At 40.2% G+C, this 20,866-nt stretch carries 16 protein-coding genes and 1 riboswitch; all 16 genes read left to right on the top strand.

Annotated elements, in window-relative coordinates; all coding sequences use genetic code 11:
• Positions 1–22: 22 nt before the first annotated feature.
• The 16 genes from purM to typA all read left to right on the top strand — a co-directional run bounded on the left by purM (position 23) and on the right by typA (position 20,845).
• Positions 23–1,066, top strand: coding sequence for a phosphoribosylformylglycinamidine cyclo-ligase (gene purM, locus EP1_RS01975; RefSeq protein ID WP_067622575.1), 1,044 nt, complete (start codon positions 23–25; stop codon positions 1,064–1,066).
• The gene (gene purN / locus EP1_RS01970; RefSeq protein ID WP_067622571.1) at positions 1,063–1,632 is read left to right on the top strand and encodes a phosphoribosylglycinamide formyltransferase; all 570 of its coding nucleotides are present in this window, start codon (positions 1,063–1,065) and stop codon (positions 1,630–1,632) included. Before purM ends, purN begins: the two co-directional genes overlap by 4 nt.
• A 55-nt stretch (positions 1,633–1,687) precedes the next feature.
• Complete coding sequence (purH, locus tag EP1_RS01965; protein ID WP_067622567.1) at positions 1,688–3,220, top strand: bifunctional phosphoribosylaminoimidazolecarboxamide formyltransferase/IMP cyclohydrolase; 1,533 nt, start codon at positions 1,688–1,690, stop codon at positions 3,218–3,220.
• A 16-nt stretch (positions 3,221–3,236) separates the two neighbouring features.
• Entirely contained in the window at positions 3,237–4,487 is a 1,251-nt protein-coding gene (gene purD, locus EP1_RS01960; protein ID WP_067622563.1) for a phosphoribosylamine--glycine ligase, read from the top strand.
• A gap of 212 nt (positions 4,488–4,699) precedes the next feature.
• Positions 4,700–5,128, top strand: coding sequence for a DUF3788 family protein (locus tag EP1_RS01955; protein WP_067622559.1), 429 nt, complete (start codon positions 4,700–4,702; stop codon positions 5,126–5,128).
• A gap of 124 nt (positions 5,129–5,252) precedes the next feature.
• The gene (gene guaC, locus EP1_RS01950) at positions 5,253–6,230 is read left to right on the top strand and encodes a GMP reductase (RefSeq protein ID WP_067622556.1); all 978 of its coding nucleotides are present in this window, start codon (positions 5,253–5,255) and stop codon (positions 6,228–6,230) included.
• 231 nt (positions 6,231–6,461) lie between these two features.
• Positions 6,462–7,913 (top strand): aminotransferase-like domain-containing protein, encoded by a 1,452-nt coding sequence (locus EP1_RS01945; RefSeq protein ID WP_067622552.1) that lies wholly within the window; start codon positions 6,462–6,464, stop codon positions 7,911–7,913.
• A gap of 28 nt (positions 7,914–7,941) precedes the next feature.
• The gene (locus tag EP1_RS01940; protein ID WP_067622548.1) at positions 7,942–8,673 is read left to right on the top strand and encodes a nitroreductase family protein; all 732 of its coding nucleotides are present in this window, start codon (positions 7,942–7,944) and stop codon (positions 8,671–8,673) included.
• A 37-nt stretch (positions 8,674–8,710) separates the two neighbouring features.
• Positions 8,711–8,875: riboswitch (M-box (ykoK) riboswitch) on the top strand.
• Positions 8,876–9,127: 252 nt separating this feature from the next.
• On the top strand, positions 9,128–11,734 hold the full coding sequence (gene mgtA / locus EP1_RS01935) for a magnesium-translocating P-type ATPase (protein WP_067622660.1): 2,607 nt from the start codon (positions 9,128–9,130) through the stop codon (positions 11,732–11,734).
• Positions 11,735–12,128: 394 nt separating this feature from the next.
• On the top strand, positions 12,129–13,238 hold the full coding sequence (pdhA, locus tag EP1_RS01930) for a pyruvate dehydrogenase (acetyl-transferring) E1 component subunit alpha (RefSeq protein ID WP_067622543.1): 1,110 nt from the start codon (positions 12,129–12,131) through the stop codon (positions 13,236–13,238).
• Between the two features lie 2 nt (positions 13,239–13,240).
• Positions 13,241–14,218 (top strand): alpha-ketoacid dehydrogenase subunit beta, encoded by a 978-nt coding sequence (locus tag EP1_RS01925; RefSeq protein WP_067622540.1) that lies wholly within the window; start codon positions 13,241–13,243, stop codon positions 14,216–14,218.
• A 146-nt stretch (positions 14,219–14,364) separates the two neighbouring features.
• Positions 14,365–15,987, top strand: coding sequence for a dihydrolipoyllysine-residue acetyltransferase (locus tag EP1_RS01920; protein ID WP_067622537.1), 1,623 nt, complete (start codon positions 14,365–14,367; stop codon positions 15,985–15,987).
• A 7-nt stretch (positions 15,988–15,994) separates the two neighbouring features.
• A complete protein-coding gene (gene lpdA / locus EP1_RS01915) occupies positions 15,995–17,401 on the top strand; it encodes a dihydrolipoyl dehydrogenase (protein WP_067622532.1) in 1,407 nt (468 codons plus the stop codon).
• Positions 17,402–17,837: 436 nt separating this feature from the next.
• The gene (locus EP1_RS01910) at positions 17,838–18,110 is read left to right on the top strand and encodes a UPF0223 family protein (RefSeq protein WP_067622528.1); all 273 of its coding nucleotides are present in this window, start codon (positions 17,838–17,840) and stop codon (positions 18,108–18,110) included.
• An 18-nt stretch (positions 18,111–18,128) separates the two neighbouring features.
• Entirely contained in the window at positions 18,129–18,881 is a 753-nt protein-coding gene (locus EP1_RS01905; protein ID WP_067622525.1) for an inositol monophosphatase family protein, read from the top strand.
• Between the two features lie 125 nt (positions 18,882–19,006).
• Positions 19,007–20,845 (top strand): translational GTPase TypA, encoded by a 1,839-nt coding sequence (typA, locus tag EP1_RS01900; protein WP_067622522.1) that lies wholly within the window; start codon positions 19,007–19,009, stop codon positions 20,843–20,845.
• Positions 20,846–20,866: the final 21 nt, after the last annotated feature.

The raw sequence follows: 20,866 nt of genomic DNA, 5'->3' as shown, positions 1-20,866 counted from the left end.
TGACGAATAAGGAGCGAATCGAGTGGGAAATGCATATTCGAGAGCCGGCGTTGATGTAGAAGCCGGTTATGAAGTAGTTGAACGAATCAAGAAACACGTGAAAAGAACGGAGCGCCTAGGTGTCATGGGAGCAATCGGCGGTTTTGGTGGTTGTTTTGATTTAAGTCAGTTTGATTTAAAAGAACCCGTATTAGTTTCAGGGACGGATGGTGTCGGTACGAAATTGATGGTAGCGATTCAAGCGGACAAACACGATACGATCGGGATCGATTGTGTCGCAATGTGTGTCAATGATATCGTTGCGCAAGGTGCCGAGCCGCTCTACTTTTTAGATTATATTGCGACTGGTAAAAATGTTCCCGCTCGTCTGGAGCAAGTGGTTGCCGGTGTGGCTGAAGGGTGTGTACAGGCTGGTGCGGCTTTAATTGGCGGCGAGACAGCAGAAATGCCAGGGATGTATGGCGCAGATGATTATGATTTAGCCGGTTTTACGGTTGGGATCGCTGAAAAGAGTCAAATGATTACCGGTGAAAAAATTCAAGCAGGTGATATTCTAATTGGCTTGTCATCATCGGGGATCCATTCTAACGGTTATTCGCTAGTTCGTAAAATCTTCTTTGAGATGAATCAATTTTCGATCGATGAAAAATTGCCAGAGTTAACAGAAAAACTGAGTGATGAAATTTTAGTCCCTACAAAAATCTATGTTGATGCTGTAATGCCATTGGTTAAGAAAGAATTAGTCAACGGCATTGCTCACGTTACCGGTGGGGGATTTGTTGAGAATCTTCCTCGCATGTTACCAGAAAATCTAGCTTGTGAGATTGAACTTGGCACTTGGCCAGTTTTACCGATTTTTGCTGCTTTAGCAAAATACGGTGAGATTCCTGAAATGGAAATGTATGAGATCTTCAATATGGGCATCGGGATGGTCTTAGCCGTTGCGCCGGAAAAATTAGCTGAATTGCAAACAGATTTAAATGAACGCAATCAAGCTTCATATGTGATTGGGAAAGTGACAGAAAAACAAGCGTCAGCGATTGTTTTTAAAGGAGCACACGTATGAGGATCGCAATTTTAGCTTCGGGAAATGGTTCGAATTTTGAAGTGATCGCTCAAGCCATTAAAGAAAAGAAAATCCCAGCGGAACTAGTTTTATTATTTTCAGATCATCGCGATGCATATGTACTAGAACGAGGGGAAAAGTTTGGGGTTTCTTGTGAGAGTTTTGAACTGAAGGATTTTTCTGATAAACAAAGTTATGAGGCGGCTTTACTAGCGTTGTTGAAAAAATATCAAGTCGAATTAGTCGTTTTAGCCGGCTATATGCGCATCATTGGGAAAGAATTATTAGCGGCTTTTCCGAAGCGAATCGTCAATATCCATCCTGCTTTATTACCAAATTTTCCCGGCTTGCATGGAATTAAAGATGCTTATGAAGCTGGGGTGAAAGAAACGGGAGTGACGATTCATTATGTAGACAGCGGTGTAGACACCGGGCCAATCATTGCTCAAGGGAAAGTTAAGGTAGCGGAAGAAGATGATTTGGCCGATTTGGAAGCCAAGATTCATCAACTTGAACACCAACTTTATCCTGAGGTGTTAGCAGAGATTGCGAAACAGAACAAGTAATTCATTATTAATATTTTAGAATTTGAGTTCTTTACTATCAAAAAGGAGTGTCACGATGACAAGAGCATTAATTAGTGTTTCAGATAAAACCGGAGTTGTAGAATTTACTAAAGGTTTGGTTCAAGCCGGAATTGAAATCATTTCTACTGGAGGAACAAAGAAAGTTTTGGATGAAGCGGGCATTCCGACGCTCAGTATCGATGAAGTGACGGGCTTTCCTGAAATGATGGATGGTCGAGTAAAAACATTGCATCCAAAAATTCATGGCGGATTGTTAGGGCGACGAGATTTAGCTAGCCATATGGAAGCTATGAAAGCTCACGATATCCAACCAATTGATTTTGTTTGTGTAAATCTTTATCCATTTAAAGAAACAATTTCGAAACCAGATGTAACCGAGGCAGATGCAATCGAAAATATTGATATCGGCGGGCCAAGTATGTTACGTTCTGCAGCCAAAAATTTCAATTCGGTCACAGTCGTGGTTGATCCAAAAGATTATGTGCTTGTTTTAGCTGAGCTAAAAACAAATCAAATGACTTCTTTAGCAACACGCAAACGTTTAGCAGCAAAAGTTTTTCGTCATACAGCGGCTTATGATGCGTTGATTGCTGAATATCTGACTAAAGCGGTTGCCGAAACGGAACCAGAAAAATTGACATTGACTTATGATTTGAAACAAACTTTACGTTATGGTGAAAATAGCCATCAGAGTGCGGCATTTTATCAAAATGCCATACCAACTCCATACTCGATTGCTAGTGCTCAACAATTACATGGTAAAGAGTTATCTTACAACAATATTAAAGATGCTGATGCGGCCATTCGGATTGCCCGAGAATTCACCGATCCGACAGTCGTAGCGTTGAAACATATGAATCCTTGTGGAATTGGTAGCGGACAGACTATCTTTGAGGCGTATCAGTTTGCTTACGAAGCCGATCCAACTTCGATCTTTGGTGGGATCTTAGTAGCCAATCGCGAAATTGATTTGGCGACTGCTGAGGAAATGCATAAATTATTCTTAGAAATCATTATTGCACCAAGCTTCAGCCAAGAGGCGTTTGATGTGTTATCAAGTAAGAAGAATTTGCGTTTGATGACGTTAGACTTCAGTGAACAAACAAACAATCAGCCAGAAGTCGTTTCAGTTTTAGGAGGCTTGTTAGTTCAAGATCAAGATGTGGTCGAAGAAATTCCAGCGGACTGGGAAGTTGTCACTGAGCGGGAACCATCAGGGGAAGAATTAAAAGCTCTAGCTTTTGCCTGGAAAGCCGTTAAGCACGTGAAATCGAATGCGATTGTCGTGGCAAATGAACATCAAACAGTTGGTGTAGGCGCTGGACAAATGAATCGAGTCGGTTCTGTTAAAATTGCTTTAGAAGAAGCGAAAGGTCGGATGAATGGCGCTGTTTTAGCCAGTGATGCGTATTTCCCAATGGATGACAGTGTGGAATATGCGGCGCAGCATGGAATTAAAGCGATTGTTCAGCCTGGTGGAAGTATCCGTGACAAAGATTCGATTGCAATGGCTAATAAATATGGGGTTGCGATGGTCTTCACCGGTGTTCGCCATTTCAGACATTAATTTTTAGGAGGATTCGATGAAGGTATTAATTATTGGTAGCGGAGGCCGCGAGCACGCGATTGCAAAAAAAATGTTGGAGAGTCCGCAGGTAACGGAGGTTTTCTGTGCTAAGGGCAACCCCGGTATGAAAAAAGATGGGATTCAATTGGTGGAAATCGCCGAAGATAATCATGAAGCTTTGATTTCTTTTGCGAAAGAGCAAATGGTTGCTTGGACGTTTGTAGGACCGGAGATTCCATTGCTGAATGGAATCGTTGATGATTTTGAACGGGCAGGATTGAAAATTTTTGGCCCTAATAAAGCGGCTGCAATGATCGAGGGCTCAAAAGAATTCGCGAAAAAAATCATGGTAGATAATCAGATTCCTACAGCCGATTATGCAGCTTTTACGGACTATCAAAAAGCTTGTGAGTATGTTAAAGAAAAAGGCGCGCCAATTGTGATTAAGGCAGATGGCCTAGCCGCTGGTAAGGGCGTAGTTGTAGCGATGAATTTGGATGAAGCACTGCAGGCGTTAAAAGAAATGATGACGGATCATCGTTTCGGTGAAAGCGGCGATAAAGTAGTGGTCGAAGAATTTTTAGCTGGGGAAGAGTTTTCGCTACTGGCTTTTGTAAAAAATGAAGAAGTCTATCCAATGGTGATTGCGCAAGATCATAAGCGGGCTTATGATGGCGATAAAGGTCCCAACACCGGAGGAATGGGTGCTTATTCACCGGTTCCACAAATCTCAGCAGAAATGGTTGAGATGGGGATAAAAGAGATTTTAGAACCGGCGGCCAAAGGTATGGTTAAAAATCAAACACCATTTACTGGCATTTTATATGCCGGCTTAATTGCAACTGAAGCAGGGCCGAAAGTAATTGAATTTAATGCGCGTTTCGGTGATCCGGAGACACAAGTGGTTTTACCGCGTTTAACTAGCGATCTTGCTCAAGTAATCGATGATCTATTAAATGACCGTAAGCCAGAATTATCATGGAGTGAACGAGCGACAGTCGGTGTCGTGTTGGCTGCAGAAGGATACCCAGGGTCCTATCAAAAAGGAATGAGGGTTCCGCATTTTAACGATCAAGTAACGGTTTATTATGCCGGTGTGGCTGAGACGCAAGGAACCATCCAAGCTGCAGGTGGGCGAGTGCTTTTAGTAGAAGCTGAGGCGGAATCGATTGAGGCGGCACAAAAAATAGCCTATCAAGCACTAGCAGAAGTCGATACAAGTGGTTATTTTTATCGCCAAGATATCGGCGACAAATCATTAAAATAGGAAAAAACGGCCGTTTGGTCGTTTTTTTTATGCTTTAAAATAAAGCGAGGTATTAAAAATGACAGGTTTAATTAAAAGTGGTAAACTGAATATGAAAAAAAAGTTAAAAGGAAATATGAAAACGGAAAAAATGAAATGAATTTAACTTATACAACTAATGACTCTAGTTAAATTATCGTTTGTTAAAGAGTAGATTGAAAGAGGCGATAACCGTGGAAAGCAAACAATCTAAGTCAGAGAGTGAAAAGTACGAGTTGCAGACAATTTTAGCAGAACTCCCCAATTCACAATACTTAAAAATTTTGTTAGCACAAATTATGCGGCACTATGATCCCAAGATTAAGTATATTTTTCAAAAGCAAACGGGTTGGCAATTAGTAATTGAACAATATAATGGTTTGCTTTGTAATATCAAGATACATAAAGATTACTTTTCAGTGATCACACCATTTCCAGATTTTGGCGTTCGTTATTTGACGCCGATGGTCAAGGTAATGTCAGATGAATTCAAAGAAAAATTTGAAGATGTCTCAAAAAATACCAAACAGATCGAAATGAAAGTGACGAGCGAAGAAGAAATGGAAGATGTTATCTTTTTAATCAGTCTTCAAGCAAAAAAATTAAGGAACAGCTTAGTTTAAAAAGTTAATGTTCGTGTTTTTTGCTGTTAATTCAAAAAACCACTTGCATTTTAGCTGAATATGTTGTAAATTACATAGGGCGATAGCGCCCTATGTTTTTTTATCTAATTCATTGGAGGCCATTATGAAAGTATTTGATTACGAAGATATTCAGTTGATCCCTAATAAATGTATTGTGAGTAGTCGTTCAGAATGTGATACGACCGTTAAATTAGGAAAATTTAGTTTTAAGATGCCAGTGGTACCAGCCAATATGCAAACAATTATCGATGAGAATATTGCAGAATTTTTGGCGGAGAATGGTTACTTCTATATTATGCATCGTTTTTACGAAGAAGAACGAATTCCCTTTATCAAGAAAATGCAATCACGTGGTTTATTTACATCGATCAGTGTCGGTGTCAAAGGATATGAATATGATTTTGTAAAACAACTAGCAGCAGAACAATTGAACCCTGACTTTATTACCATCGATATTGCTCACGGACATTCTGATCCAGTGATCAACATGATTAAGCATATAAAAAAATATTTACCAGAAACTTTTGTGATTGCCGGAAACGTGGGCACACCAGAAGCCGTTCGCGAATTAGAGAACGCCGGAGCAGATGCTACCAAAGTAGGAATCGGTCCAGGAAAAGTTTGCATCACGAAAATCAAAACAGGTTTTGGGACTGGCGGTTGGCAATTAGCAGCATTAAGCTGGTGTGCTAAAGCAGCTCGCAAACCGATTATCGCTGATGGCGGTATTCGTACTCACGGTGATATTGCCAAATCGATTCGTTTTGGTGCAACGATGGTCATGATCGGTTCTTTATTTGCGGGTCATGAAGAATCACCCGGTGAAACGAAAGTTGAAGACGGTGTTGTATATAAAGAATACTTCGGCAGTGCTTCAGAATTTCAAAAAGGCGAAAAGAAAAACGTTGAAGGTAAGAAAATTTGGATCCCTTATAAAGGTTCTTTAAAAGACACTTTAGTTGAGATGCAACAAGACTTGCAATCATCGATTTCTTATGCTGGTGGAAAAGATTTAGAGGCCTTACAGAAAGTCGATTATGTTGTAGTTAAAAACTCGATTTTCAATGGCGATACAATTTAAAAACTTTTAGAAAACTTTAAAGAGGTTGCGCCAAATGCTGGCGCGACCTTTTTTTGCGAGGACTCATTACTAGTTAGTAAAAAATTTAGCGGATACTGGAGAAAAGTATTGCCGACAAAGTGAAGCAAACAGTCGTATTTTTATTTTCAACAATAATATGTAGTTAAGCAATTGACAGCTTTTGACAATTGGTTTAGCTTTAAATCATCCAATAGTAAATGAGGGATTTCGATGTGGCACTTATCAAAAGAAAAAGCCATTCCAATTTATCAACAAATTATCGAACAAGTGATTCAATACATCCAAAACGGTACGTTGCAACCAGGTGATAAGCTCCCAGCTGAACGCAAGTTGGCTGAATCTTACGGTGTCAATCGTTCTACCATTGTTCACGCGTTAGATGAATTAGTCAGCTTAGGCTGGATTCAGCGGCGTCAAGGTAGTGGTACCATCGTAAATGAAGGTAACTGGGGACGGAGTACCATTTCACGAGTGGATTGGCGCAGTCTACTTACACAAAAGTCCTATCCTAAAGTTCCTTTTTTAGAAAAGATGCAAGTATTATTAAAAGATCCTGAGTCGCTTGATCTATATTCGGGTGATCTACCTTTGAATTTGATCCCCGATTTTCGTTTTCCTTCTTATACTTGGGAGGAATTGTTGTTAGAAGAACGCAAACAGAGTCCTTTAGGTTATCAGCCGTTACAGCAAATAATCTGCCAGCGCGTAAAAGTAGAACAAAAGATTGAGGTTTCGCCAAAGCAAATTTTAATTACCTCAGGAGCTCAACAAGCGATGTTCTTATTATTACAAGTTATGCTGCAAAGCGGGGACAGCGTCGCGATTGAGGATCCGTCATTTTTGTATTCGTTACCAATTTTTGCTAGCGCGGGAATCAAACTTTACGGGGTTGAGATGGATCGCGAAGGGATGCGGATTGACAAATTAGAACAGTTGATTTTGACAAAAAAGATCAAGCTGATCATTTTGAATCCGACCTATCAAAACCCAACTGGTTCAACTATGTCTGAAAGACGGCGAAAAGATTTAATTGAGCTCAGCCGCAAATATCAATTACCGATTGTTGAGGACGAGGTTTTTAGCGAGTTGAACTTCAATCAGATTCCGCCTTCTTTAAAAGAATTGGCTCCGCATCAGGTGATTCATTTAGGTTCGTTGTCGAAAATTTTTGGTTCGTCCATCAAAATCGGCTGGGTCGTTGCCGATCAGGATTTGATTCAACGATTATCGGAAGCCAAACAAATGATGGATTTTTCAATCAGTGTCTTTCCTCAAGTGATTGCCCACACAGCTTTGACGGATCCGCATTTTGAAAAAAATCAGCAGGATTTGGTGATTAAATTGAAGGAGCGGGCGCGCATTTTTAATGACAAGGCCAGAAGTGTCGCGGAAGATTGGCAGGTCGCTGAAATTACTGGGGGGATTTACGCTTATTTAACTTGGCGTCATCAATCTTTGACCAGAAAAGAGTGGGAAGTATTTTTACAAGAAAAACTTCTGATTGCGCCTTCATTTTTATTTAGTAATGATACAATGGCTATGAGGGTCAATTATACCCGAATGACTGCAGCCGATTGTCAGATTTTTTTCGAAAAGTTGCAAAAAATATCTAAAGAGCTAAAGCAATCGGCTCAAACGACCAAATTAGTAGAGAAGCAATAGTTGTGATAACGTATTTAGGAGGAATGAAATGGACGCATTAGAAGTGATGAAGCAGCATCGAACTTATCGGGATTTTGATGAAGAGTATCAATTGTCAGAAGATCAGCTACAGAAAATATTACAGGCGAGTCGTCAGGCACCAAGTTGGATGAATGGTCAGATGTACAGTATTATTGTTGTGAAGGATCGTGATATTCGAGCACAGATGGTAGCGCTGAATCCAGGAAACCCACACATTTTACGCAGTTCAATTTTTTTAGTTTTTGTTGCTGATCTAAAGCGCACGCAAAAGGTTGCTGAACACTACCGTGTAGCATACGAGATCGATCAAGGGATGGATCCGCTGATTACGGCCATAACTGATGCGGCTTTGGCGTTGGAAAATGCGGTGATTGCTACAGAGGCACTTGGGTTAGGCAGTGTGGTGGTAGGTTCGATTCGAAAAGATATTACTGAAATTAGTAATTTATTGAAGTTGCCAGATTATGTGTTGCCGATTGCTGGATTAAGTATAGGTAAGCCTAGTGTTGAAATGAGAATCAAACCGCGCTTGCCTGAAACGGCAGTCGTTCATTATGATACGTATCAAGACTATGAATATCAATTGATTGAAGAATATGATAATACAATGGAAGAATTTGCTGAAGCGCGAGAAACAAAGCACTGGAGCAAGAAATTTGCTGACTATTTTGGAAAAATGCCTAATAAAAAAGTAGATGAATTTCTGAAAATGAATCATTTTTTTCAAGATAAGGTTTGACAGTATTAGCTAAGTTGATTATAGTGATAGAAGAAATTTAAATAGTTGTTAGGTGAGGCTCCTATATGGACACAGGCTACTGCCCAAAAATGTCGAGAGACGCCAATGGGTAGAACAGGAATCATCGTGAAGGTGATTCATAACGTAGCTGACAAGTTTGTCTACGCCCTATAGTGCTAAAGCTCGACGATGAACATGAATGATTATTCGCGCGTGCTCATTTTCGAGTGCGCGCTTTTTTTATCCGCTGTCCTTTCTGTTTCAGCAGATTAGAAAAATGAACGCGTATGACAATAAAATTTTTTCGATTTTTGAAATAATATGTCTATTAAAAGCCAATATTTCCCTAATGAACGAGAGGATGTTAGGAAGATGGATCATGAGGATAGTCGACCCAAAAATAAATATCGCAGGGCGACATCTGTTGTCCTGAACTTTAGGAGGAACAACTATGATGAACAAAAAAAAACTTCTTGCTCGCAAAATCAATAAAGATCAAGAATTGAAAAAATTAGCTATTTTAACAGACCGTGACCTTTTTTTAAATTTACGGACATCTTTGCAGGGATTATCGGAAGAAGATGCCCGCAGTCGTTTAGAAGAATATGGTCCCAATGAAGTATCTGCCCAAAAACCTACCCCGGGGCTACTGTTGTTTTTACAAGCGTTTAATGATCCCTTCGTGTATGTTTTAGCAGCTTTGGCGCTGGTGTCTTTGTTGACCAACGATCTCGAAGCGGCAGCTGTCATGACGATTATGATCTTAGCTAGTGTGTTTATTACGTTTATTCAAGAATATCGCTCTCAAAAAGCGAGTATTGAATTGAAGGAAATGATTGAAAATACAGCAGCAATTACCCGTAATGGTGAAACTAAGGAAATACCGATGGACGAAGTCGTTCCTGGGGATATTTTGACCTTGGCGACTGGTGACATGATTCCAGCCGATGCCGTCTTGATTTGGACAAAGGACTTATTCGTGAATCAATCGTCATTAACCGGCGAATCGATGCCAGTTGAAAAATTTGTCCCCAAAAATACTGAAGTGACAGCAGAGCTGACGGCGCTTGATTTGACTAACTTAGTTTTTATGGGAACCGACGTGTTGAGTGGACAAGGGAAAGCTATTATTTTAAAAACTGGCGAGCAAACTTTTTTTGGCGATATCGCTAAAAATGCTACCTCTAAACGCGGAAAAACTTCCTTTGATATAGGTTTAACGAAAGTCAGTAAGTTATTATTACGAATGGTGATGGTCTTATTTCCGCTAGTCTTCTTACTTAACGGATTGACAAAGGGTGACTGGAGTAGTGCGTTTTTCTTTGCAATCGCGGTCGCTGTGGGGTTGACACCTGAGATGCTACCGATGATTGTAAGTTCTAACTTAGCTAAAGGTGCATTAACCTTGTCGAAACATAAAGTCATTGTCAAAGAATTGGCCTCCATCCAAAATTTAGGCAGCATGGATGTATTGTGTACGGACAAAACAGGTACGATCACTGAAGATAGAGTGGTTTTGGTCCAGCATCTAGATCCATTAGGGATTGAAAATGAACAAGTTTTGGATTTGGCCTTCATGAATTCGAACTATCAAACAGGTTGGAAAAATTTGATGGATATTGCCGTCATCAATTATTTCGAAGAGCAAGAGCGACAACTGCCTTATCAAACGGTTCAAAAGATTGATGAAATCCCCTTTGACTTTTCACGTCGGCGCTTGACCGTCGTTATGAAAACAGACGATCATCAGTTAATGATTACCAAAGGTGCAGTAGAAGAGATGGCAGAAATCTGTAAATACGTTGAAATTAATGGAGAGATATTGGAATTAACATCAGAGATTCGTCAACAATTGCAAAAGGTCAACGAGAAAATGAACCGGCAAGGGATGCGCGTCATCACCGTAGCAGTCCACCGGGATGCTCATGACGAAGCCATCTATTCAACAGACGATGAAAAAGAAATGACTTTGATGGGTTTTATGGGCTTTCTTGATCCAGCGAAAGAATCAGCAAAACCAGCAATCAGATCTTTGCAAGAGCATGGTGTTGATGTAAAAGTTTTAACCGGTGATAATGCCATTGTTGCACAAAAAGTTTGCCAAGACGTTGGGATTCCGGCTGAAAACTTTGTGCTAGGTAATCAAGTGGATGAAATGTCGGATGATGAATTGTACCAAGCAGCAGAAAAGACCCATCTATTTGCCAAACTAAATCCCATGCAAAAATCACGAATCATTGAAGCGTTGCAAAACAAAGGACACACGGTTGGTTTTATGGGGGATGGGATTAATGACGCACCGGCGCTAAGAAAAGCCGATGTCGGGATTTCCGTTGATACTGCGGCGGATATTACCAAAGATGCTAGTTCGATTATTTTGTTAGAAAAGAGTTTGGGTGTCTTGGAGTTTGGTGTCATTGAAGGGCGCCGAGTATTCAGCAATATGATGAAATACATCAAGATTACGATCAGTTCAAATTTTGGGAATGTTTTTTCAATCTTAGTTGCTAGCGCATTTTTACCATTTCTTCCAATGCTTTCGATTCAACTGTTGTTGCAAAATCTTATTTATGATTTTGCTCAGCTGACGATTCCTTGGGATAACGTTGATGCAGAAGAGCTTCGAACACCGACTAAATGGGAAACGAATGGTTTATTAAAATTCACCGTTTGTATTGGACCAATCAGTTCGATTTTTGATATCATCACCTTTTTAGTAATGTGGTTTGTTTTCGGCGCGAATACACTGGCTAGTCAAAATTTATTCCAAACCGGTTGGTTTATGGTGGGGCTTACGACGCAAGCATTAGTCGTGTTGATGGTTCGTACAAGAAAAAGCCCCTTTTTGCAAAGCCGTCCAGCACCGCAAGTTTTTATTAGTTTATTATTGGCGGTAGTGATTGGTATTTTAGTCGTAGTCACACCGTTGGCAGAACAATTTAATTTTGTTCACTTACCTAATGCCTACTGGTTATGGTATCTAGGAATTGTCGCGGCCTATATGCTGGCGACACAACTTGGAAAAGTGCTTTATATCAAAATCGCAAAAGAATGGATTTGAAATCATCTGAACTATAACAGAGCAGGCTGTATTGCTGCTCTGTTTCTTTTTTGTGAAAAAATATTTTAATTATTTTAAGTAGAGGAAGAAATCAGCTTTTGTTTAATCAATTTTGCGATTTTTTAACAATAAAAACAACAAAATCAAAGACTTTCCCGTAAGCTTTTTCTAGTTATAATCGCAAAAAAATACTAAACAGAAATGAAACAAGGGTGATTTCATAAAGTCAAAAAATGAAACGCTTTAATTTGTTTAGAAGGACTGAGCAATTTGGTTGTCAATTAAACACAAAAATGCTAATTTAAAAAGGAAGGGGCAATAGCAATAATACAGATTGATTTGCTGTTGCACTATGAATAAGACTTATTTCATTAAGAGAGGAAAGTGTGACACCATGGCAGAAAAAAAGCTAACGATTGATTTTGAAGCCTTACTAAAAGATGTAAACGCGGATTTCCCCGTGTATCAAGCGCTTGACGTGGATGGAAAAATTGTAAATGAGAATTTAGTTCCTGATTTATCAGATGAAGAATTAGTAGAATTGATGACTTCAATGGTTTGGTCACGCGTTTTAGACCAACGTTCGACTGCATTGAACCGTCAAGGAAGATTAGGTTTCTTCGCACCAACCGCTGGACAAGAAGCTAGTCAATTGGCTAGTCATTTTGCTTTCGAAAAAGAAGACGTATTATTACCTGGTTATCGTGACGTTCCTCAACTGATTAAACACGGTTTGCCATTAGCGGAAGCCTTTTTGTGGTCCCGTGGGCACGTTGCTGGAAATAATTATCCGGCTGATCTTCAAGCACTACCACCGCAAATTATTATCGGAGCACAATATGTCCAAGCTGCGGGTGTAGCTTTAGGCTTGAAAAAACGCAAACAGAAAAATGTTGTTTTCACATACACTGGTGATGGCGGTTCATCTCAAGGTGATTTCTATGAAGCAATCAACTTTGCAGGGGCTTATCGTGCGAACGCTGTATTTTATATTCAAAATAATGGTTTTGCGATTTCGACACCACGTGAAAAACAATCGGCTGCTAAAACGTTAGCTCAAAAAGCTGTCGCTGCCGGAATTCCTGGTATTCAAGTCGATGGAATGGATCCACTAGCTGTTTATTATGTATCTAAAATGGCTCGTGAATGGGCAGCCAATGGCAATGGTCCTGTCTTAATTGAAACATTAACTTATCGTTATGGTCCCCATACTTTATCTGGTGATGATCCAACGCGTTATCGTTCAAAAGAAATGGATGATGAATGGACGAAAAAGGATCCGTTGGTCCGTTTCCGTAAATACTTGACTGACAAAGGCTTATGGTCAGAAGAACAAGAAGAAAAAGTCATTGAAGATACTAAAGCAGAAATTAAGCAGGCAATTGCTGATGCTGACCGTGTACCAAAACAAAAAGTTTCTGATTTCTTGAAGAATATGTACGAAGTTCAACCACAAAATATCAAAGAACAAATTGAATTCTATGAAGCGAAGGAGTCGAAATAATTATGGCACAAAAAACAATGATCCAAGCAATCACAGATGCCTTAGCTCTGATGCTTGAAAAAGATAAAGAAGTTTTAGTTTTCGGTGAAGACGTCGGTAAAAATGGTGGGGTCTTCCGTGCGACAGAAGGTCTACAAGAAAAATTTGGGGAAAATCAAGTTTTCGATACGCCATTGGCTGAATCTGGTATTGCCGGACTTGGTTTTGGATTAGCCTTGCAAGGATTCCGTCCAGTTCCAGAAATCCAATTCTTTGGTTTTGTCTTTGAAGCCATGGATGAAATTGTTGGTCAAATGGCGCGGACCCGTTACCGTATGGGTGGCACACGCAATCTGCCAATCACTATTCGTGCACCATTTGGTGGAGGTGTCCATACACCAGAATTGCACTCAGATAACTTAGAAGGCTTGATGGCACAATCACCTGGTTTACGGGTCGTAATCCCATCAAATCCTTATGATGCTAAAGGTTTATTAATCTCATCAATTCGCAACAACGATCCCGTTGTTTTCTTAGAACACATGAAGCTTTATCGCTCATTCCGTGAGGAAGTACCAGAAGGAATCTACGAAGTACCATTAGATAAAGCGGCGGTGACAAAAGAAGGGACTGATGTTTCGATTATCACTTACGGTGCGATGGTTCGTGAAGCAATCAAAGCAGCGGATAATCTAGCAAAGGAAAATATCAATGCAGAAATTATCGACCTACGTACAGTAGCACCGTTAGATGTCGAAACAATCATTAAATCGGTTGAAAAAACGGGCCGTGTAGTTGTTGTTCAAGAGGCACAAAAACAAGCTGGAGTTGGCGCGCAAGTTGTTTCAGAAATTTCTGAACGGGCAGTTCTTTCACTGGAAGCTCCAATTGGACGTGTTTCTGCTCCAGATACAATTTTCCCATTTGGGCAAGCGGAAGGTATTTGGTTGCCAAACGCAGCGGATATTGAAGCAAAAGTAAAAGAAATCGTTGAATTTTAATTGCTAGTTTTAGTTTCTACTATTATTTATTAATTGAAACTAAAAGAAATCCATTTGAGATTACTGGATTTTTACGTTAGGAAAATTCATACAACATTTGTGGACTAGCTTAAGTGCTAGTAAATAGAGATAAGGAGCGAAAACTAATGGCTTACCAATTTAAATTGCCGGATATCGGGGAAGGTATCGCGGAAGGCGAAATCGTCAAATGGTTCGTCAAAGCTGGCGATACCATTAATGAAGATGATACATTATTAGAAGTCCAAAATGATAAATCGGTGGAAGAAATTCCATCCCCTGTAACGGGAACCATCAAAAAAATCATTGTAGATGAAGGAACCGTTGCCAATGTGGGTGATGTTTTGGTCGAAATTGATGCACCAGGACACGAAGACAATGAAGGGGACTCTGGTGTGGCAGCAGAATCACAAACACCAGAAGCGCCAGCTGCAGAACCGTCAGCAAATAATGGCGGTGGTGTCTACCAGTTTAAATTACCAGATATTGGTGAAGGAATCGCGGAAGGTGAAATTGTTAAATGGTTTGTTAAAGCCGGCGACAAGATCGAAGAAGACGATACCTTGTTAGAAGTTCAAAATGATAAATCGGTGGAAGAAATCCCATCCCCTGTAACAGGAACTGTCAAAAATATTATCGTAGGAGAAGGCACTGTTGCCAATGTGGGTGATGTTTTGGTCGAAATTGATGCGCCAGGTCATAATGATTCCAGTGCGGCTTCAACCGAACCAGCAGCTCCAGCAGCACCAAAAGCTGAAACAAAGGGCGATTCTTCAGTAGTTGAAGCAAGCAACCCAGATAAACGTGTTCTGGCTATGCCGTCTGTTCGTCAATATGCGCGGGAAAAAGACGTGGACATTACTCAGGTAACAGCGACAGGAAAAGGTGGCCGTGTTGTAAAAGAAGATATTGATGCCTTTGTTTCTGGTGGCGGACAAACTGCTCCGGTGAAATCAGCAGAAAAACCAGCTGAAACACCAGTAGCTTCTTCAAGTGCACCAAAATCAGCAGAAAAACCAGCACAGCCATTTACTTCTAACATGAGTGAAATGGAAACGCGTGAGAAGATGACACCGACACGTAAAGCGATTGCAAAAGCAATGGTTAACAGCAAACATACTGCTCCACATGTAACGTTACATGATGAAGTTGAAGTTTCTAAACTTTGGGATCATCGTAAGAAATTCAAGCAAGTTGCTTTAGATAATGGCACAAAATTAACTTTCTTACCATACGTAGTGAAAGCTTTGACTGCAACGGTCAAGAAATACCCAGTCTTGAATGCTTCAATCGATGATGCGGCGCAAGAAATCGTCTATAAAAATTACTATAATATCGGGATTGCAACCGATACAGATCATGGCTTATATGTACCAAATGTAAAAAATGCAGATACAAAAGGCATGTTCAAAATTGCTGATGAAATCAATGAGAAAGCAGCCTTGGCTCATGATGGCAAATTATCAGGAGACGATATGCGCAACGGGACAATTACCATTTCCAATATCGGTTCAGTTGGCGGCGGCTGGTTCACACCAGTCATCAATTACCCTGAAGTAGCTATTTTAGGGGTTGGTACGATTGCCCAACAACCAATCGTCAACTCTGAAGGTGAATTAGCGGTCGGTCGTGTGATGAAACTTTCATTAAGCTTCGATCATCGGATTGTTGATGGAGCGACAGCGCAAAAAGCTATGAACAATATTAAACGTTTATTAGCTGACCCAGAATTATTATTAATGGAAGGATGATAAAATCATGGTAGTTGGAGATTTTGCCATTGAATTAGATACAGTTGTAATTGGTGCCGGACCTGGCGGTTATGTTGCCGCTATCCGCGCCGCTGAAATGGGACAAAAGGTAGCGATTATTGAACGAGAATACATTGGCGGCGTTTGTTTAAATGTCGGCTGTGTGCCTTCTAAGGCCTTGATTTCTGCTGGACATCATTATCAAGATTCGCTTGATTCTGCAATGTTTGGTGTAACGAGCGAAGGCGTCAAATTGGACTTTGCTAAAACTCAAGACTGGAAACAAAACGGTGTCGTTAATAAATTAACGAGTGGCGTCAAATTCTTGTTGAAAAAACACAAAGTAGAGATCATTGAAGGAGAAGCATTCTTTGTTGATGATAAAAATTTACGGGTGATTCATCCTGATTCAGCGCAAACTTATTCATTTAATAATGCAATTGTGGCTACTGGATCTCGTCCGATTGAAATTCCTGGCTTCAAGTTTGGCGGTCGTATTCTAGATTCTACTGGCGGTTTGGCTTTAACTGAAGTACCAAAGAAATTTGTAATTATCGGTGGTGGAGTTATTGGAGCCGAATTAGGTGGTGCCTATGCGAACCTAGGTGCTGAAGTGACGATTCTAGAAGGCTCACCGCAAATTCTACCGACCTATGAAAAAGATATGGTGCAATTGGTCGAAAAAGACTTTGAGCAAAAAGGGATTAAAGTAGTAACTTCTGCCATGGCACGAGAAGCCGTTGACAATGGTGAAAGCGTGACTGTTCACTATGAAGTGGACGGCAAAGAAGAAACGATTGATGCAGATTACGTGATGGTCACTGTTGGTCGTCGGCCAAATACCAATGATATGGGCTTGGAACAAGCGGGGGTCGAAATGACGGACCGTGGTTTGATTACAGTTGATAAACAAGGCCGGACCAATGTACCAAGCATCTATGCAATTGGTGATATCGTTCCCGGCGCAGCGCTCGCTCACAAAGCAAGCTATGAAGCGAAAATTGCTGCAGAAGCAATCTCCGGCAAGAAAGTTGCTGTTGATTACAAAGCAATGCCAGCTGTCGCTTTTACCGATCCTGAATTAGCTTCTGTAGGAATGACCATCAAAGAAGCTAAAGAAGCAGGAATCGAAGCTAAAGCTTTCAAATTCCCATTCTCTGGTAATGGTCGTGCCTTATCATTAGGTAAGACTGAAGGCTTTATCCGCTTGGTTACAACGGTAGAAGACAATGTAATTATTGGTGGACAAATTGCCGGCGTCGGAGCCAGTGATATGGTATCTGAATTAGCTTTAGCAATCGAATCAGGGATGAATGCAGAAGATATTGCGTTAACGATTCACCCGCATCCATCATTAGGCGAAATCGTGATGGACGCGTCTGAATTAGCGTTAGGTTTACCGATTCATATTTAATTAAATCGTTGGAAAACGCCAAAATTAATGAAATTTTGGCGTTTTTTTGTTTTAATTTAGTAATTATTTTTCACGGTAGAAAACAGAGCTTTTTGCTGCTTTTAAGCCTTGAAGACACTCGCTATCGATTTCTATATGTGCTTAACTGCCTATTTTGGGTAGTTGTTTTTCAATTACACTTAGAGAAGTACCCTCATTTTTTGTAGAAGTCTCTTAGCTTAATAGCATTTAACAGGAGATCGAGGTGCTTTTTTGAGCTCTTGAAGAAGCTTCTTAAAAGTCTTTTAAAATGAATGAACATTGTTGTGTACAGAATAAGCGTTCTGCTCATTTTAGAAAAAATTAGTTCCTGATTGATAGTTCCTTTCTTTAAATCTTTTTGCCTAAACGCAAAGGAGGGTTCTATGGTAAACTATTTGCGAATGGGGTGTGAATAATGGCAAATTATAGTTATCCAATTGATGAAGATTGGACACATGAAGAGATTGCGAACGTGATCAATTTTCTGAATCTTGTTGAAGCCGCTAACGAAACGGGTGTTGAAACCGAAAAATTTTTAGCTGGCTATAAAAAATTTAAATCCGTTATAAAAAGTATTGGTGAAGAAAAAAGAATTGGTCGAGAGTTCGAAACGGCTAGTGGCTATTCTTTGTATCGGACTGTTCAACAAGCGAAAAAGACGACTGGCAAACGTTTTAAACAACAGTGAGATTAGGAGGGGACGATTATGGAACACGAGATTATCGCTTGGATTTATGAAGCTGCTGAGAGAATCAAGTCTGGCCTAGGCGATGCGTTAAAGGTTGATCAAAAAAAAGGAAGAACTGATTTAGTGACCAACGTAGACCAGGAAACGCAAGATTTTATCGTTAAAAAAATTCGGTCTTTTGATCCGGAAGCTAAAATTTTAGGCGAGGAAAATGGCTTGGATCAAACACCGATTGACCATGGGCGAGTTTTTGTGATTGATCCAATCGATGGCACTTTAAATTTTGTGATGCAGCAAGAAAACTTTTGTATCATGCTTGCAGTCTATGAAGAAGGAATCGGCCAGCTAGGATTTATTTATGACGTGATGCGGGATGAACTTTTTTGGGGTGGACCAAAAGTTGGAAAAGTCTTCTTTAATAAACAAGAACTTGCCGCGCCAGAAAATAAAATGTTAGACGAAGGTCTGATTGGGATGAATGCGGCGCTTTACCGCAAAAATTTGTATCATGCCCAAGAAATTGCCAACATATCGATGGGAATTCGTGTATTAGGTTGTGCCGGGTTAGACTTTATCGCGATTATCAAAGGAACTCAGCTGGGGTATATTAGCATGTTAAGCCCATGGGATTACGCGGCCGGAAAAATCATGATGGAACAATTAGGAATGGTGACTTGCGGGGCGGATGATCAGCCTTTAAATTTCCACGGAAGAGAACTTTTTATCGGCGCTACTCAAGCAGCGATGAAGGATATTCAAGCGGTTAAATAGGCAGAAACATTAAGAAAAGACTTTTTTCTGAAATAATGAAAATGTTTTACTAACACTCTCACTGATTTTCTGTTATAATTGTCAATCGAGTGAGTCTCGCGTTACAAGAAAAGGAGCAAGTTAAATTGAAATACAGAGAAGATATCCGCAACGTGGCCATTATCGCCCACGTTGACCATGGTAAAACAACTTTAGTTGATGAAATGTTAAAGCAATCTGATACCCTTGATAGTCACGTACATTTGCAAGAACGTGCAATGGATTCAAATGCGATTGAAAAAGAACGTGGTATCACGATCTTAGCCAAAAATACGGCTGTAAACTATAAAGATTACAAAATCAATATCATGGATACCCCAGGACACGCCGACTTCGGTGGTGAAGTAGAACGAATCATGAAAATGGTTGATGGTGTGTTGTTAGTTGTCGATGCTTATGAAGGTACGATGCCGCAAACTCGTTTCGTATTGAAAAAAGCTTTGGAGCAACATTTAACACCAATCGTAGTTGTAAACAAAATCGATAAACCTTCTGCTCGTCCTGAAGAAGTGGTTGACGAAGTCTTAGAATTATTTATCGAATTAGGCGCCGACGATGATCAATTGGATTTCCCAGTGATCTATGCGTCAGCTATCAACGGAACATCTAGTTTATCAGATGATCCTGCAGAACAAACAAAAACAATGGCACCAATTTTTGATACAATCATTGAAAAAATCCCAGCGCCAGTTGACAATAGTGACGAACCGTTACAATTCCAAGTATCCTTGTTGGATTATAATGATTACGTTGGCCGAATCGGGATTGGCCGTGTCTTCCGCGGGAAAATGAAAGTCGGCGACCAAGTTTCTCTTATGAAACTAGATGGTTCGATTAAAAACTTCCGAGTAACGAAGATTTTTGGTTTCTTCGGTTTGCAACGTTTGGAAGTCCAAGAAGCTCAGGCTGGTGATTTGATTGCGGTATCTGGGATGGAAGATATCTTTGTTGGGGAAACGGTAACGCCAATTGATCATCAAGAAGCATTGCCAATTTTACACATCGACGAACCGACATTACAAATGACATTCTTGGTCAATAATTCACCGTTTGCTGGTCGTGAAGGGAAATATGTCACTTCACGTAAGATTGAAGAACGTTTGATGTCAGAATTGCATACAGACGTGTCATTACGCGTTGAGAATACAGAATCACCCGATGCATGGACAGTTTCTGGTCGTGGCGAATTGCACTTATCAATTTTGATTGAAAATATGCGTCGTGAAGGCTATGAATTACAAGTTTCACGTCCGGAAGTAATCGAACGAATCGTTGATGGTGTGAAATGTGAACCATTTGAACGAGTTCAAATTGATACGCCGGAAGAATACATGGGTAGTGTGATTGAAGCATTAGGTCAACGTAAAGCTGAAATGCAAGACATGATCCATTCAGGAAATGGTCAAATTCGTTTGGTCTTCTTAGCTCCAGCCCGTGGCTTGATTGGATTTACAACAGAATTCTTATCAATGACACGTGGTTATGGGATCATGAACCATACCTTTGACCAATATCTACCAATGATTCAAGGAACGCTTGGCGGTCGCCGTAATGGTGCACTTGTTTCTGTTGATACTGGTAAAGCTACCATGTACTCAATTATGAGTGTGGAAGAACGCGGAACTGTTTTCGTTGAACCAACCACAGAAGTGTATGAAGGAATGATCGTCGGTGAAAATAGTCGTGACAATGACCTTGGTGTAAATATCACGAAAGCAAAACAAATGACTAATGTTCGTTCAGCCAATAAAGATCAAACATCAGTGATTAAAAAACCACGGATCTTAACTTTGGAGGAATCACTAGAATTCTTGAATGATGATGAATACTGTGAAGTTACACCAGAATCTATTCGCCTACGCAAACAGATTCTAAATAAATCAGAACGTGAAAAAGCAGCGAAGAAACGTAAAGTTGCTGAATAAAGTTCTTTGAAGGCCGCACTT

Origin of the sequence: Enterococcus pseudoavium NBRC 100491 (assembly GCF_001544295.1) — a bacterium.
GTDB classification, from domain to species: Bacteria; Bacillota; Bacilli; order Lactobacillales; family Enterococcaceae; genus Enterococcus_A; species Enterococcus_A pseudoavium.
Note: the sequence above shows the minus strand (reverse complement) of the source record. Positions and strands in the feature narration are given on the sequence as shown.